The 13,729-nt window shown below is 62.1% G+C and carries 12 protein-coding genes and 1 pseudogene; 7 read left to right on the forward strand and 6 right to left on the reverse strand.

Annotated elements, in window-relative coordinates:
- The first annotated feature begins 73 nt into the window (after positions 1 to 73).
- From DIE02_RS30915 to DIE02_RS30930, 4 genes are all read left to right on the forward strand, one after another.
- Complete coding sequence (locus DIE02_RS30915) at positions 74 to 1,447, forward strand: 3-carboxy-cis,cis-muconate cycloisomerase (RefSeq protein ID WP_124530169.1); 1,374 nt, start codon at positions 74 to 76, stop codon at positions 1,445 to 1,447.
- Positions 1,447 to 2,232, forward strand: coding sequence for a 3-oxoadipate enol-lactonase (gene pcaD / locus DIE02_RS30920; RefSeq protein WP_124489020.1), 786 nt, complete (start codon positions 1,447 to 1,449; stop codon positions 2,230 to 2,232). The genes DIE02_RS30915 and pcaD overlap by 1 nt, the downstream gene beginning before the upstream one ends.
- A 10-nt stretch (positions 2,233 to 2,242) precedes the next feature.
- Positions 2,243 to 2,629 (forward strand): 4-carboxymuconolactone decarboxylase, encoded by a 387-nt coding sequence (gene pcaC, locus DIE02_RS30925; protein WP_044846455.1) that lies wholly within the window; start codon positions 2,243 to 2,245, stop codon positions 2,627 to 2,629.
- Positions 2,630 to 2,792: 163 nt separating this feature from the next.
- A complete protein-coding gene (locus DIE02_RS30930) occupies positions 2,793 to 4,151 on the forward strand; it encodes an MFS transporter (RefSeq protein WP_044846454.1) in 1,359 nt (452 codons plus the stop codon).
- A 132-nt stretch (positions 4,152 to 4,283) separates the two neighbouring features.
- On the opposite strand, the gene DIE02_RS30935 is transcribed toward DIE02_RS30930, so the two are convergent.
- From DIE02_RS30935 to DIE02_RS30960, 6 genes are all read right to left on the reverse strand, one after another.
- On the reverse strand, positions 4,284 to 4,532 hold the full coding sequence (locus tag DIE02_RS30935; RefSeq protein ID WP_124524124.1) for a hypothetical protein: 249 nt from the start codon (positions 4,530 to 4,532) through the stop codon (positions 4,284 to 4,286).
- A gap of 108 nt (positions 4,533 to 4,640) precedes the next feature.
- Positions 4,641 to 5,258, reverse strand: coding sequence for a LysE family translocator (locus tag DIE02_RS30940; protein WP_124489022.1), 618 nt, complete (start codon positions 5,256 to 5,258; stop codon positions 4,641 to 4,643).
- A 597-nt stretch (positions 5,259 to 5,855) separates the two neighbouring features.
- Positions 5,856 to 6,974 carry a tyramine oxidase subunit B gene (locus tag DIE02_RS30945; protein WP_124530170.1) on the reverse strand — a complete coding sequence of 373 codons (1,119 nt, stop codon included), beginning with the start codon at positions 6,972 to 6,974 and terminating at the stop codon, positions 5,856 to 5,858.
- A gap of 61 nt (positions 6,975 to 7,035) precedes the next feature.
- A complete protein-coding gene (locus tag DIE02_RS30950; protein WP_124530171.1) occupies positions 7,036 to 8,310 on the reverse strand; it encodes a phosphopyruvate hydratase in 1,275 nt (424 codons plus the stop codon).
- Between the two features lies 1 nt (position 8,311).
- Complete coding sequence (locus DIE02_RS30955) at positions 8,312 to 9,721, reverse strand: glycerate kinase (RefSeq protein ID WP_124530172.1); 1,410 nt, start codon at positions 9,719 to 9,721, stop codon at positions 8,312 to 8,314.
- Positions 9,722 to 9,978: 257 nt separating this feature from the next.
- Positions 9,979 to 11,382: a PLP-dependent aminotransferase family protein gene (locus DIE02_RS30960; RefSeq protein WP_042972937.1), complete on the reverse strand. Its 1,404-nt coding sequence runs from the start codon at positions 11,380 to 11,382 to the stop codon at positions 9,979 to 9,981.
- 161 nt (positions 11,383 to 11,543) lie between these two features.
- On the opposite strand from DIE02_RS30960, the gene DIE02_RS30965 reads away from it, so the two are divergent.
- The 3 genes and pseudogenes from DIE02_RS30965 to DIE02_RS30975 all read left to right on the forward strand — a co-directional run.
- Positions 11,544 to 12,317: an aldolase gene (locus tag DIE02_RS30965; protein ID WP_124530173.1), complete on the forward strand. Its 774-nt coding sequence runs from the start codon at positions 11,544 to 11,546 to the stop codon at positions 12,315 to 12,317.
- A gap of 97 nt (positions 12,318 to 12,414) precedes the next feature.
- Entirely contained in the window at positions 12,415 to 13,551 is a 1,137-nt protein-coding gene (locus DIE02_RS30970) for a branched-chain amino acid ABC transporter substrate-binding protein (RefSeq protein ID WP_059620791.1), read from the forward strand.
- Between the two features lie 74 nt (positions 13,552 to 13,625).
- Positions 13,626 to 13,729: pseudogene (locus tag DIE02_RS30975) on the forward strand (branched-chain amino acid ABC transporter permease); the annotation flags it as partial.

Raw genomic sequence — 13,729 nt, forward strand, 5'->3', positions numbered from 1 at the left:
GCGCGCGCGATCCCGCGCACGCCGGCACGCTTGGGTAGACAATAAGCGCACGCCGTTTCCCCAATCTGATGCCATGCTCGAAGACAGCGCCCGCCTGACCTCCCTCATTTGCGGCACCGAGCCGCTCAACCGGATCTGGTCGCCCCGCGCGACGATCCAGCGGATGCTCGACGTCGAGGCCGCGCTCGCGCGCGCGCTCGCCGCGCAGCAGGTGATTCCCGCCACCGCGGTCGCGCCGATCGAACGCGCGTGCGACGCCGGCCGGCTCGACGCCGACGCGCTCGCGCACGGCGCGGCGCTCGGCGGCAATCTCGCGATCCCGCTCGTCAAGCAGCTCACCGCGCAAGTGAAGGCCGACGACCCGGAGGCAGCGAAGTTCGTGCACTGGGGCGCGACGAGCCAGGACATCATCGATACCGCGACCGTGCTGCAGCTGCGCGACACGCTCGACGTGCTCGAGCCGCTGCTCGACGAAGCGTGCGCGTCGCTCGCGACGCTCGCGCGCACGCATCGCGCGACGCCGATGATCGGCCGCACGTGGCTGCAGCAGGCGCTGCCGATCACGCTCGGCCTCAAATTCGCGCAATGGCTCGACGCACTTCTGCGCCATCGCGCGCGCTTCGCCGAATTGCGTGCGCGCGCACTGGTGCTGCAGTTCGGCGGCGCGGCCGGCACGCTGGCGAGCCTGCGCGAGCACGCGGCCGGCGTGAGCGCCGCGCTCGCGGCCGACCTGCGGCTCGCGCTGCCGGCCGTGCCGTGGCATACGCAGCGCGACCGCATCGCGGAAGCCGCGTCCTGCTTCGGGATGCTGACCGGCACGCTCGGCAAGATCGCGCGCGACGTGTCGCTGCAAATGCAGACCGAAGTCGGCGAGCTCGGCGAACCGGCGGCCGCCGGCAAGGGCGGCTCGTCGACGATGCCGCACAAGCGCAACCCGGTCGGTTGCGCGGCCGTGCTGACCGCCGCGGTGCGCGCGCCGAATCTCGTCGCGACCGTGTTCGCGGGGATGGTCCAGGAGCACGAGCGCGCGCTCGGCGGCTGGCAGGCCGAATGGGATGCGCTGCCCGACCTCGCGCGTCTGACCGGCGGCGCGCTTGCGCAGATCGCGCAGATCGTCGCGGGCCTCGACGTGAACACCGAACGCCTTGCCGCGAACCTCGACCTGACGCACGGGCTGATCCTCGGCGAAGCCGTGATGCTCGCGCTCGGCGACAAGATCGGCCGGCTCGACGCGCATCATGTCGTCGAGCATGCATCGAAGCAAGCCGTGCGCACCGGCGCGACGCTGTTCGACGTGCTCGCCGCCGATGCGACCGTATCGGCCCACCTGTCGCGCGACGCGCTCGCGCGGCTGCTCGATCCCGCACATTACGTCGGCGAGGCGCAGGCCTGCGTCGACGCCGTGCTCGCGCTGCACGCGGGCACGACACAACCAGGAGAACACTGATGCCTTTCGCCACTGTCAACGGCGTGAAACTGCATTACCGGATCGACCGTGCCGCGCGCGACGACGCGCCGTGGCTCGTCTTCTCGAACTCGCTCGGCGCCGACCTGCAGATGTGGGCGCCGCAGATCCGCCCGCTCACGCAGCACTTCAACATCCTGCGCTACGACACGCGTGGCCACGGCCATTCCGAAGCACCGGCCGGCTCGTACACGGTCGACCAGCTCGCGGGCGACGTGATCGGCCTGCTCGACCACGTCGGCATCGAGCGCGCGCACTTCTGCGGGATCTCGATGGGCGGCCTGACCGGCGCCGCGCTCGCCGCGCGTTTCCCGTCGCGCATCGTGCGCGCCGTGCTGTCGAACACCGCCGCGAAGATCGGCTCGCCGGAAGTGTGGGCGCCGCGTGCGCAGAAGGCGCGTGCCGAAGGGATGGCCGCGCTGGCCGACGCCGTGCTGCCGCGCTGGTTCACCGACGCATTCGTCGAACGCGAGCCGCGCCTGTTCGACGCGATCCGCGACACCTTCGTGCATACCGACAAGGACGGTTACGCCGCGAACTGCGACGCGCTGAACGCGGCCGACCTGCGCGAGGAAGTGAAGGGCATCGCGCTGCCGGTGCTCGTCGTGACCGGTGCGAAGGACATGTCGACGCCGCCCGACCAGGGCCGTGCGCTGGCTGCTGCAATTCCGGGCGCGCGTCACGTCGAATTCGACGCCGCGCACATTTCGAACATCGAGTGCACCGACGGCTTCAACCGCGCGCTGCTCGACTTCCTGACCGCGTGAGGCACCGACGATGGACGACCAGCAACGTTATGAAGCAGGGATGAAGGTGCGTCGCGCGGTGCTCGGCGACGCGCACGTCGACCGTTCGATCGAGAACCGCACCGAAGTGACCGACGAATTCCAGAACCTGATCACGCGCTATGCGTGGGGCGAGATCTGGACGCGAGACGGCCTGCCGCGCCATACGCGCAGCCTGCTGACCATCGCGATGATGGTCGCGCTGAACCGCGGCGAGGAACTCGCGCTGCACCTGCGCGCCGCGCGCAACAACGGCGTGACGCGCGACGAGATCAAGGAAGTGCTGCTGCAGACCGCGATCTATTGCGGCGTGCCGGCCGCGAATTCCGCGTTCCATCTCGCGGACAAGATCTTCAAGGAACAGGATGCGGCCGCCTAGATGCGGCTGAATCACACGGCCTGCGCGCGCCGGCCGTGACCCGATCGCGACGCCTGCCACTGCCGGCCGGTGTCGACGATGCATGACGCGTCGGCGACGAATCGGCGCGCGTACAAGGAAAGGCGCGGCCATCAAGCTGCGTTGCTTACATAGGAGACACGCGATGAATCGCACACCCGTGGTCGATGTCCAGACCTTCATCAACGAGCAGCCGTTCGGCGGCTTCCAGTGGCTCGTATTCCTGATGTGTTTCGTGATCGTGCTGCTCGACGGCTTCGATACGGCCGCGATCGGCTTCATCGCACCTTCGCTGCTGGGCGAATGGAACCTCACCAAACCCGATCTCGCACCCGTGCTGAGCGCCGCGCTGTTCGGCCTCGCGTGCGGCGCACTCGTGTCGGGCCCGCTGTCCGATCGCCTCGGGCGCCGCTCGCTGCTGCTCGGCTCGGTGTTCCTGTTCGGCGTCGCGTGCTTCGTGTCCGCGTTCTCGAACACCATCGGACACCTGACGATCCTGCGTTTCATTACCGGCGTCGGGTTGGGCGCCGCGATGCCGAACGCGGTCACGATGATGGGCGAGTTCTGCCCGGACAAGCGCCGCGCGACCGTGATCAACCTGATGTTCTGCGGCTTCCCCCTCGGCGCCGCGTTCGGCGGTTTTCTCGCCGCGTGGATGATCCCGCATTTCGGCTGGCGCAGCGTGCTGATGCTCGGCGGCGTGACGCCGCTGCTGCTCGGCGTGCTGTTGCTGCTGAAGATGCCGGAATCGGTGCGCTTCATGGTCGCGCAAGGTCAGGGCGTCGACCGGATCCGCGCGACGCTCGCACGGATCTCGCGCGACGCGCTGAACGCCGGCTCGTTCGCGATGACCGAAGCCGCGCCGCAGACGGGCGGCAAGGGGATCGGCGTCGTGGTGTCGCGCTCGTACATCGTCGGCTCGGTGATGCTGTGGATCGCGTATTTCATGGGCCTCGTGATCTTCTACGCGTCGATCAACTGGATGCCGATCCTGCTGAAGGATGCCGGTCTGACGCCGAAGAGCGCGACGCTGATCTCCGCGCTGTTCCCGCTCGGCGGCGTCGGCGCGGTGCTGTGCGGCGTGCTGATGGACCGTTTCAACGCGAACCGCGTGATTGCCGTGTGTTACGCGCTGACCGCGATCAGCGTGTATGCGATCGGGCAGGCGGCAGGCAATGTGGGGATGCTCGTGCTGGTCGTGTTCATCGCCGGCGTGCTGATGAACACCGCGCAATCGTCGATGCCGGCGCTTGCCGCCGCGTTCTATCCGACCGAAGGGCGCGGTACGGGCGTGGCATGGATGCTGGGTGTCGGCCGCTTCGGCGGGATCGCCGGGTCGTTCCTCGTCGCCGAACTGACGCGCCGGCACTTCTCGTTCGCGGGCGTGTTCGCGACGATCGCGGTCGCGGGCTTGCTCGCGTGCCTCGCGTTGCTGATCAAGCAGGCGGCGCGGCCGCACGGTGTCGCGCAGCCGTCCGGCAAGATCGAGTCGCTCGGGCATTGAGCGGATTCGGGGCCGGGGCGATGCGCTGGCCCTGCGTGTGTTCGGCATGCCGCGGCGGGTCGCAAGACGGCTCACACGCAACGACAGACCGGGCCGCTTCGGCAGCCCGTCGCCATTCCGGCCGCCGCGCCGCTACTCCTCCGCGTCGTGTTCCTTGACGAAGTTGCGCAGATACGCGCGCAGTGCGGCCTCCTGGCTGCGATGATCGGCAAGGTTCGCGGCGCCCAGCGCTTCCTCGTCGCCGAACAGCGTGGGCGGCGCGCAGTACGTACCCACCTCGATGTTCTCGCGCAGCACGCGAATCTCGTGCGTGAGCGGGTGGTACTCGGCGACCCAGTGCATGCCCTCGATGTGCTCGCCGGTCTTCAGCATTGGCTTCATCGGCCACCTCCATGCAGATGCGGCGCAACCGCCGCAGCGATTGCGCGCGCCCGTACCAAAAGGGTACGCCTGCACGGCGTGAAGCTCAACGGCTGTGCTCGTGAGCGCTTACTGCGGCAGCAGATGCGCGACGAGCGGATACAGCGACAGGATCAGCAGCACGGCCATCGTCACGTTGAAGATGCGCAGTGCGCGGCGGTTCGACAGGAAGCGGCGCAGGCCCTGGCCGAACGCGGCCCACAGGCTGATGCACGGAAAGCCGATCAGGATGAACACGACGGCCATCCACGCGGCGTTCATCCCGTAGTCGGCGGACAGGCGGATCGTCGTCGCGGCGGTCAGCACCATCATCCACGCCTTCGGATTGACCCACTGGAACGCGGCGGCTTCGAGGAACGTCATCGGCCGCGGTTTGGCGCCTTGCGCCTTCACTTCGCCGGACGTGCCGATGCGCCAGGCGAGGTACAGCAGGTACACGACGCTCGCGACTTCGAGGATCGTGTACAGGACCGGCACGCGGCGGAATGCTTCGCCGAGGCCGAAGCCGACGCACAGCATCAGGATCGCGACGCCGATGCTGATGCCGAACAGGTGCGGCATCGTGCGGCGGAAGCCGAAATTGACGCCGGACGCGAGCAGCATCGTATTGTTCGGGCCGGGCGTGATCGACGTGACGAGCGCGAACAGCATGCCGGCGGGCAATGCGCTGAGGGTGAGGAAGTCCATCGCGGATTCTCCATTCGTGTTCGGGACTGGGATGGAGTCAGTGTAGCGACGGTTTTCTGTACAGTACCGGTACAGTTAGCCTGGTGGTTGCCGGTACGGGGTGGGAGGGTGGTGCGCGGGCATGTTGTCTCTCAGAAAAGATGTCCGCAGTCTCAATAAGTTGTCTTTGAATAAAAATTCATATCAATGTGGAATTTTCGTCGTATTCGCGAATTCACGCTGGTCCTGAGCTTTTTATTCTGAAATTCAATGAGATGTGCAAACTTATCATTGCGTCGAAGTGGAAAAAGTGCGTCGCGAGCGATGTAAATGACGAGGGGTGGCTAACACCTGAATGCTCAAAATCAACCTCTCACAGCTTGTCATTCAACACGGTTACTCAGATCAACGTGACCAATCGAGGCGGTCCGCTGCACGCAGCTTTGCCAAGAGTACTTGGTGCAAGCGGTCCCAAACCTCGACGCTCGCCAACATTCGCCCGGCATGAGCCTTCGGCCTATGGCCGAAGGCTCAGGAAAGCCCCGACACTGGCGCTCGGCACTTTCCAGGGGGATCCAGGCGGCTCAATTGCCGGGAGCGCGATTCACGGCGACCCGATCAGAGAGCCGGCTTTTCCCACAAATTGAGGGGCGTGCCGATCTTCCTTTCCCGCGCGTTGTTATAGAGCTCCGTCCCCCAGCTGATGTCGAAAACTGCCATCCCGCATGCTATGAAGATGACACGCTCCTTCATGCTCTCCCGGCCCGGCTTGTCGCCATTCACGACATGACCGAGGCTGGTCGAGTCAGGCAGGGCGGGCAGCTTGCCTGCATCGATCAGACGGAAGAACGGGCCGCCAATGACGCTGCTGTAGTAGCCTTCCTTGTTGCCCGATGCGATTGCGTCCTCGACATAGGCTTCCTGCAGCGGGGTATGGTCGTATACGATCCTGGCGCCGGTCAGGAACGACTCGTCGGTATTGAACGGGCCTGAGACGAGAATGGTCGCGCCCTCCTTGATCCATTCGTCCTTGAAATAAAGCGGCTTCAGACGCGACGCTGCCACGGTGATGACATCTGCATCACGGAAGCCTTTCTCGGCCTCATCGGTACCGGTGGCGGAAATCCCGTACGTTTGCTGAACCCAACCGGCGAACTCGTTCGCCTTGTCGAGGAAGACGTCGAAACAGACGACGTGCTGGATCGAGCCGAGCTGGGTCATGATCGCGGTGAAGCACGCCTTGTTGATCGGGCCGCAACCGATAACAGACATACTTCTCGCATCTTGGTTGGCCAGATACTTTGCCGCCACTCCCGGCACGGCTCCGGTTCGGGCCGCGCTCAACAAATTCGCCGACATCAGCGCCAGCGGCGCGCCCGTGTCCTTGTCATTGAGCATCATGGTCAAGATCGAGCGCGGCAGGCCTTTCTCGGCATTGGCGTGATTCGATCCGTACCATTTGTTGCCGCACACGTCGAAGCGACCGCCCAGATAACCGGGCATTGCAGCAAAGCGGCGGTCCGGACCGGCAACCGGCATGTTCGGGAACTTCGTCTCTTTCGGGAAGACGATGTTCATTCCGTGGTTATTGTGATTGGCGCCACCCATCAGATAGTCGCCTCTGCCAAGGAGTCCGAATGTCTCCTCGCATACGGACACGCAGCGCGCGGCATCCAGCACGCCAGCTGCGATCATGTCCGGCTCGGAAAGGTACAGAAAGTCGATTTTGGGATACATGGTGCAGACCTCGTCGAAAAAGGAAGATGTTGGGTGTCAAGCGTCGATCCCGACTCAGTGGTCAGAATCGGAGAAGTGGTGAAATGTCGTAGAGGCGGCAACCCGGGCTTCGCGCATTTGCCCGCAACAGAAAGTTGAGCTTTTCGATCCGCTCGCCGGAACGGGGGGCGCCATTCTTCTGGAGCGGAACTTCGAGGCCGACCGAAAAATCCATCACGACGTCATCCACGACACCACCGGAACGGCCCGAGGGCACCGCGATCATTCCGTGTTGCAGCGCAAATCGATAGGCGTCCATCGCCTCCGTGATCGTTCCGACCTGGTTCGGCTTCAACACGAACCCGTCCACGGCACGAGTCTCGAAAGCCCGCTCAAGTAACGGGGGGCTGGTGACCGTGAGATCGTCGCCCAGAATGATCGATCGTCGAATTTCTCGAACCGCCGTGCTGTAACCTTCCCAGTCGTTTTCATCGAGCAAATCCTCGATGAAGACCAAATTGAATTTCTCGGTCAGGAAGCGGGCATAGGCAATGAGTTCGGAGGTGGACACCCGTTTGCCTTTCAGCAGATACGTGCGGGTTTCCTTGTCGTACATCTCGCTTGACGCGCAATCGAGTGCAAACGCGATCCGGCCTGTATAGCCACAGGCATCGATGGCCTTTTGCATCAGCGTCAACACGACTTCCGGGTCATCCGAAGGGGCGGCGTAGCCATAGGAACTGGCGACTTGAGGTTTGTGGCCCAGATATTCGGTCAGTACATGGCCAAGCTTCTGAAACACGGCCACCGCCATTTCGATGGCGAAGTCGACACTGTCAGTGCCGTACGGCACGATCAGGAACTCGTTGAACGGCTGGGTGAGCCCATCGTATCGTCCGCCGTTGATCACGTTGAAGCATGGGACCGGCACGGTCCTGATGTCGCGGCCGGCGATGTGAGCGTACAGCGGAATCGATCGGGCATTCGCCGCCGTACGGAATGCCGCGATGGATACCGAGTAAATCGTGTTTCCGCCGAGGCGGGACTTATTGGGTGTGCCATCGAGCGCGATCATATTTTCGTCGATCGCTCGCTGATCAAACACGTTCATGCCGATCAGCGCCGGACCAATTACATTGACCGCGTTGTCGACGGCGTTATGAACACTGAGCCCGTCGTAGGTCGCTGGATCGCCGTCCCGCAGGACGAACGATTCGTGCATCCCGACGGAAGTGCCGGTGGGTGCCGCACCTCGACCAACCGCACCGCTTTCGGTGCGCACCTCGACTTCGACTGCGGGCCGGCACTTGCAATCGATGATCTGAAGTGCCCGAACGGATGTGATCTTGTCTTCCATGTCACTTGCTCCCGTTCGGTTCAGGAACATAAAGGATGTTCAAGTCACACAGGTTGGTACCGGTGTTGCCGGTGAAAATGGCGGAGTCGATCGACTCGAGTGCTTCGAAGCAGCTGTGCTCGCGCAGGGCCTGATAGAGGTTGACTCCCTTTGCGGCAGCCGCGGTGAAGCTGGTCGAATCCGTGATGCCTCCCGCCACCGTCGCCGTGCCGTCCGTGCCTTCGCTATCGATCGACAGCAGGCAGGCGCCCGTCGTTTTGGCCGCCGCGATAGCGAAACTTGCAGCCATTTCCTGACCAGGCCCGCCGTGCCCCTTGATCACGCTGTTATCGTCGATAAGCGTCGTCACCTCACCGGAGCTGAGAAGCACGCAAGGGGGCTCGATCGGATTGCCGTACGTCTGGATTTCGCGCGCCATCGACGCGAAGAAGGTGCCGGCGTCGCGACTTTCTCCTTCAAGGAACGACGACACGATCATTGCGGGGATACCCATCTCCTCGCAGACTGCCTTGGCGTAAATGCAGGAGTCGGGCAGCGTGTTGAGCAGGAAGTAGGTATTGTCCGGAAAGGCCTTCGGTGTCTCCGCGTCGGGGCCTGCGTTCATCAGATAGTCGACAACGCTCTTGGGCAGGCGATCGGCCACGTTGCGATTGATGATCGTGGCGCGAGCGTCGTCCAGGGTCGTCATGTCGGGACCGATCGGCGTGCTTTTGTAGGCTGCGTAGGGCACTGAAATGTCACCCGTGGCAGGCGATCCGACCGCGTCGCTGATGCCGAAACCGATCAGTTCGGCACCCGTGTCCTGGATGCGCTGCGCCAACATCCCGCCGTTCAAGGCCGAAATGTGGCGGCGCACGGCATTGATCTCGTAAATGCCTGCACCGGATTTCAGCAGCACATCCGTGGTATCGATCTCGTCCTGCAGGCTGATGCCTTCGATCGGACAGGACATGAGCGCCGAACTTCCGCCGCTGATCACCGCGATGAACAAGTCGTCTGGTCCGGCCTGATCGACGAGCTCGATGATTTGCTTCGATGCCCGATGGCCTTCTTCGTTCGGGAGCGGATGCCCGCCGACGAACACCTCGGTCTTGTTGAAACGGTCCGATTCTTCCCGGATTTTCACGATGGCGATACCGTGCGTCAGGTGATCGCCCAACACATGGTCGACTGCCATTGCCATGTGGTTGCAAGCCTTGCCGGCGCCGACCAGATAGACGTTTCGCTTGCGCGAAAGATCCCACGAGCGCGTTCCGATATGCAGTACGCTATCTTCCATGCGCATGATGCTGCGAATTCGCTGGTAGCTGTCGAGCCTGTCGAGTGTCCGGTCCGCGATCTCGAGTACGATCTGCCGCGACGAAACGACGCCATTCGAGAGGAGTGCTTCGTAATTTCGTATCTTTTTCATGCTGAAAATTGATCGGAGTTACCGCCGCATCGAAATCATGAACGACGTGTTGTCCGTCAATTTATGCAATCGAGCTGAACAGATACATGCACACTGCGGTGGATCGCTAGATAACTGTAGAGGCCTTGTTGCCTGCACAGTTGGATCCGCGCACGGCGTGGACGCTAGCTCATGCGCGTGCCGACTCGAGCGGGTTCGAGAGATCACCGGTTCGTTGCGCGACGCCGATTCCCTGGCGGCTTGGTGACGAGACCGGGTCAGTGTGCAATGGCATGCGCCAGAAACGCATAAAGACGATCGAAGTTGCAGTGCGCAACATTGAATCGCAGCCAACTACTGGTTGGATTGGTGGCGTAGAAAAGATTGCCTGGCGCCAGAAGAATCTTGTGGTCGACAGCACGTACAGCGAGTTCGGCCGAATCGCAATTGATTCCCGCGGGCCGTGCCCATACGAACATTCCGGATCGAGGTTCGCAGAACACTTCAAAACCGATCGATTCAAGCCGGCGACAGGTCCGTTCCTGCGCGGTAGCGAGACGATCGCGCAATTGCTCGGCCTGCTTCCTGAAGTGTCCTTCGGACAGCACTGCATGTGCCAGTTGCTCCGTGATCGTCGGCGTCGACATTCCGGACACCAGCTTCTGGTAAAGCAAACCCTCGAGAAGCGCGGGCTCCGCGGCCACGAATCCCACGCGCAAGCCGGCACCGATGGTCTTTGAAAAGCTGCCGACATAGACCACTCGTTTCAATTGATCCATGGACGCGAGCGCGACTGAATTTCCGGACACCAGACCGGCAGAGACGTCGTCCTCGACGATGATGCAGTCGTAGCGCTCGGCAAGCTTCAGGACCTTGAATGCCGATGCCGAGCTGTAGCTCGCACCGGTCGGATTATGCAACCGCGTATTGGTGAAGAACACTTTGGGGCGATGAGTCTCGAACGCCTGCTCCATCGAAACGACGTCCGGACCGGTGGGTGTCATCGGAATCCCGACTGCCTTGATCCTGCGCAATCGCAATGCAACGAGCAGATCGCTGTAGCAGGGCTCGTCTACCAGCACGGTATCGCCCTCGCGCGTAAGGTGACGAATGGCGAGATCCAGCGCCTGGTTTGCGCCCAGCGTAGTGACGATGCCCGTGGAACTTGCCTCGATCTCGTGTTCCGCAAGTTGCCGCACGATTTGCTCGCGCAACGGCTCATACCCCTTTGCGTGCCCGTACCCCAATAGCGATCGCGGCTGTGCCGCTACCTGTCTTAGCGCCCGCCCAAGGCCGTCCGCGTCGAACCATGCCTCTGGAATCCATCCCGAGCCCGCGTGAATCGTGCCTTCCGTTCCCTCCAGAACGTTACGCAGCGACCATCCGTTCGTGAATTCCTCGTTGAGTTTCTCGATGGTCGGAGGTATCTCGCTACGGCTTCGATCCGCGACATAAAAGCCGGATCCACGCCGTGCCATCAAGACGCCTTGCGCCACCAGGCGATCGTATGCTTCGACGACCGTAAATGTCGACACGCCATGTGCCTCGGCGAATACGCGGATGCTCGGAACCTTGGCCCCGGACCGCCAGGTTCTTTCGTTCACCGTTGCCGTCAGCCCGGCCACGATCTGTTGAACCAGGGACGATTCCCCCTGGGGATCGAGCGTCAGTATCGGTTTCATCGCCGCACCTATCACATCAAAAATACCGGCCCATATAACCGTGCAGGCGACGAACCCAATACAGTTAGTCACCCTCGTTTTAAAGTGTACATGTATCCGTGCAGGTTTGATTCACTACATTGAAGGGGAATCGCATACGCATACTTGCACTGGACGACCCCATGGCACACGCCACCGATTTTTTTCCTGGATCGAAGACCGATGAGCTCGCGAATGCTCGCGACGATCTGGCCGCGGCATTTCGCATCGCCGCGCGCCTCGGCTTCCACGAGGGCACATGCAACCATTTCAGTCTCTTGCTCCCGGGCAGTCGGGAAACGTATCTGATCAATCCGTTCGGACTCAGCTTCGAAGAGATCCGACCGGCTGATTTGCTGCTCGTCGATTCCGCCGGCTCGGTAATCGACGGAGTCGGACGAGTCGAGAAAACCGCGCTCAACATCCATTCCCGAGTTCATCGCGCCTCGCCTGATGCCGCATGCGTACTTCATACGCACATGCCTTATGCCACGGCACTGACGACGCTCGACGGCTTTCGCCTCGAAATGTGCCATCAGAACAGCCTTCGCTTTTTCGATCGCATTGCCTACGACGGTGATCATTCGGAATACGGAGGACTTGCACTCAGCGAACAGGAAGGAGACCGGATTGCCGCCGCGTTGTCTTCGAGGCGTGTCCTGATGCTCGAGCACCACGGCGTGATAGTCACGGGCCCTTCGATTGCCGCGGCACTCGACGATCTCTACTACCTCGAACGAGCCGCCCAGGTCCAAATCCTCGCGATGTCGAGCGGGCGTCCGCTGAAACGCGTGAGCGACGAACTGGCTCGCCGGACTTCTCGTGAATTCGCCCGTGATCGAGATGAATATGCACTACTTCATTTTCGTTCGCTCAAGCGGCTTCTGGAATCTGCAGAACCGCACTGGCGGGACTGACTATCCCACGTCAAGCGCAATCGGCCATCTAGTGCCAGCGCTCCTGACGCTGCAACCATGTCGCCTACCCAATTTGCCCACGCCACGGAGGTTTCACATGAAGTACTGTCACAAACTCACCATCGCCACCCTGTTGCTCGGGGGAATCAGCCCCGCATTGATTTCTGCCGCGCATGCGGATCAGACTGTCAGGATCGGTGTCGCGGGCCCGTTGACGGGCGGCCAATCGAATTTCGGCAAGGACGATGAGCGAGGCGTGCGGCTGGCGATTGAAGAGCTGAATCGGACGCCGATCGTCGTCGACGGTCAATCCATCAAGTTCGAAATGCTGTCCGAGGACGATGCTGCAGATCCCAAAACGGGCGTCTCTGTCGCTCAGAAGCTCGTCGATTCGGGTGTGAAGGCGGTCATCGGCCACTACAACTCCGGCGTGACCATTCCCGCGTCCCGCATCTACAACAATGCGCGTGTTCCGATGATTACCGGCGCCGCTTCAAATCCGGCGATCACGCAGCAGAGCTTCCCGTATGTCTTCCGGCTTGCGGCCAATGACAACGTGATGGGCGCACGCATGGCCGAATATGCGGCGAAGGTATTGCATGCAAAACGCGTGGCGGTGATCGACGATCGCACGGCATACGGATCAGGCGTAGCTGACGTGTTTGCCGCGACGGCGAAGAAGAACGGTATCGACGTCGTCGCCAGGGAATATTCCAACGACAAGGCAACGGACTTCAACGCGATTCTGACGCACATCAAGGCTCAACGCCCGGACGCGATCTTCTACGGCGGGTACTACGCGCAGGCAGCCGCCATCGGGCGACAGTCCAAGCAGTTGGGTCTTGCGGTTCCGGTGCTAGGCGGGGACGGGATCTGCTCGGTCGATATGCCGAAGCTGGCTGCCGGAACGCTGAATGGGCGGGGGTATTGCGCCGAAGGCGGCGCACCGCTCGCGACGTTGCCCGGTGGTCCGGAATTCGCGGCGCGGTATGAAAAGCAATTCGGTGTGAAGAACGATGTTTACTCGCCGGCATTCTATTCGGCCACGATGGTGGTCGCGCAGGCGATGAAGGCGGCGAATTCGACGGACCCCGAAAAGTTCGTTCCGATGCTCAAGCAAATCCAGTTCTCGACGCTGGTCGGAAAGGTCGCGTTCGACAAGAACGGTGAATGGATTGATGCGCCGGTGACCGTGTACAAAGTGTCGGGCGATAACCTCAGTCCGACGCAGTGATACTTCGAGCGAGAACGACGAGTAATCGGCGTTCTCGCATGCCGATCCAATAGTAATCAACTCTTGGGAGTGACATGGACATTTTTGTCCAACAAATTCTGAACGGGCTGGTGCTCGGCAGTGTGTACGCCATCATCGCGTTGGGTTACACGATGGTGTACGGCATTCTCGGCATCAT

Source organism: Burkholderia sp. Bp8991, from assembly GCF_003853795.1.
Classification (GTDB): domain Bacteria; phylum Pseudomonadota; class Gammaproteobacteria; order Burkholderiales; family Burkholderiaceae; genus Burkholderia.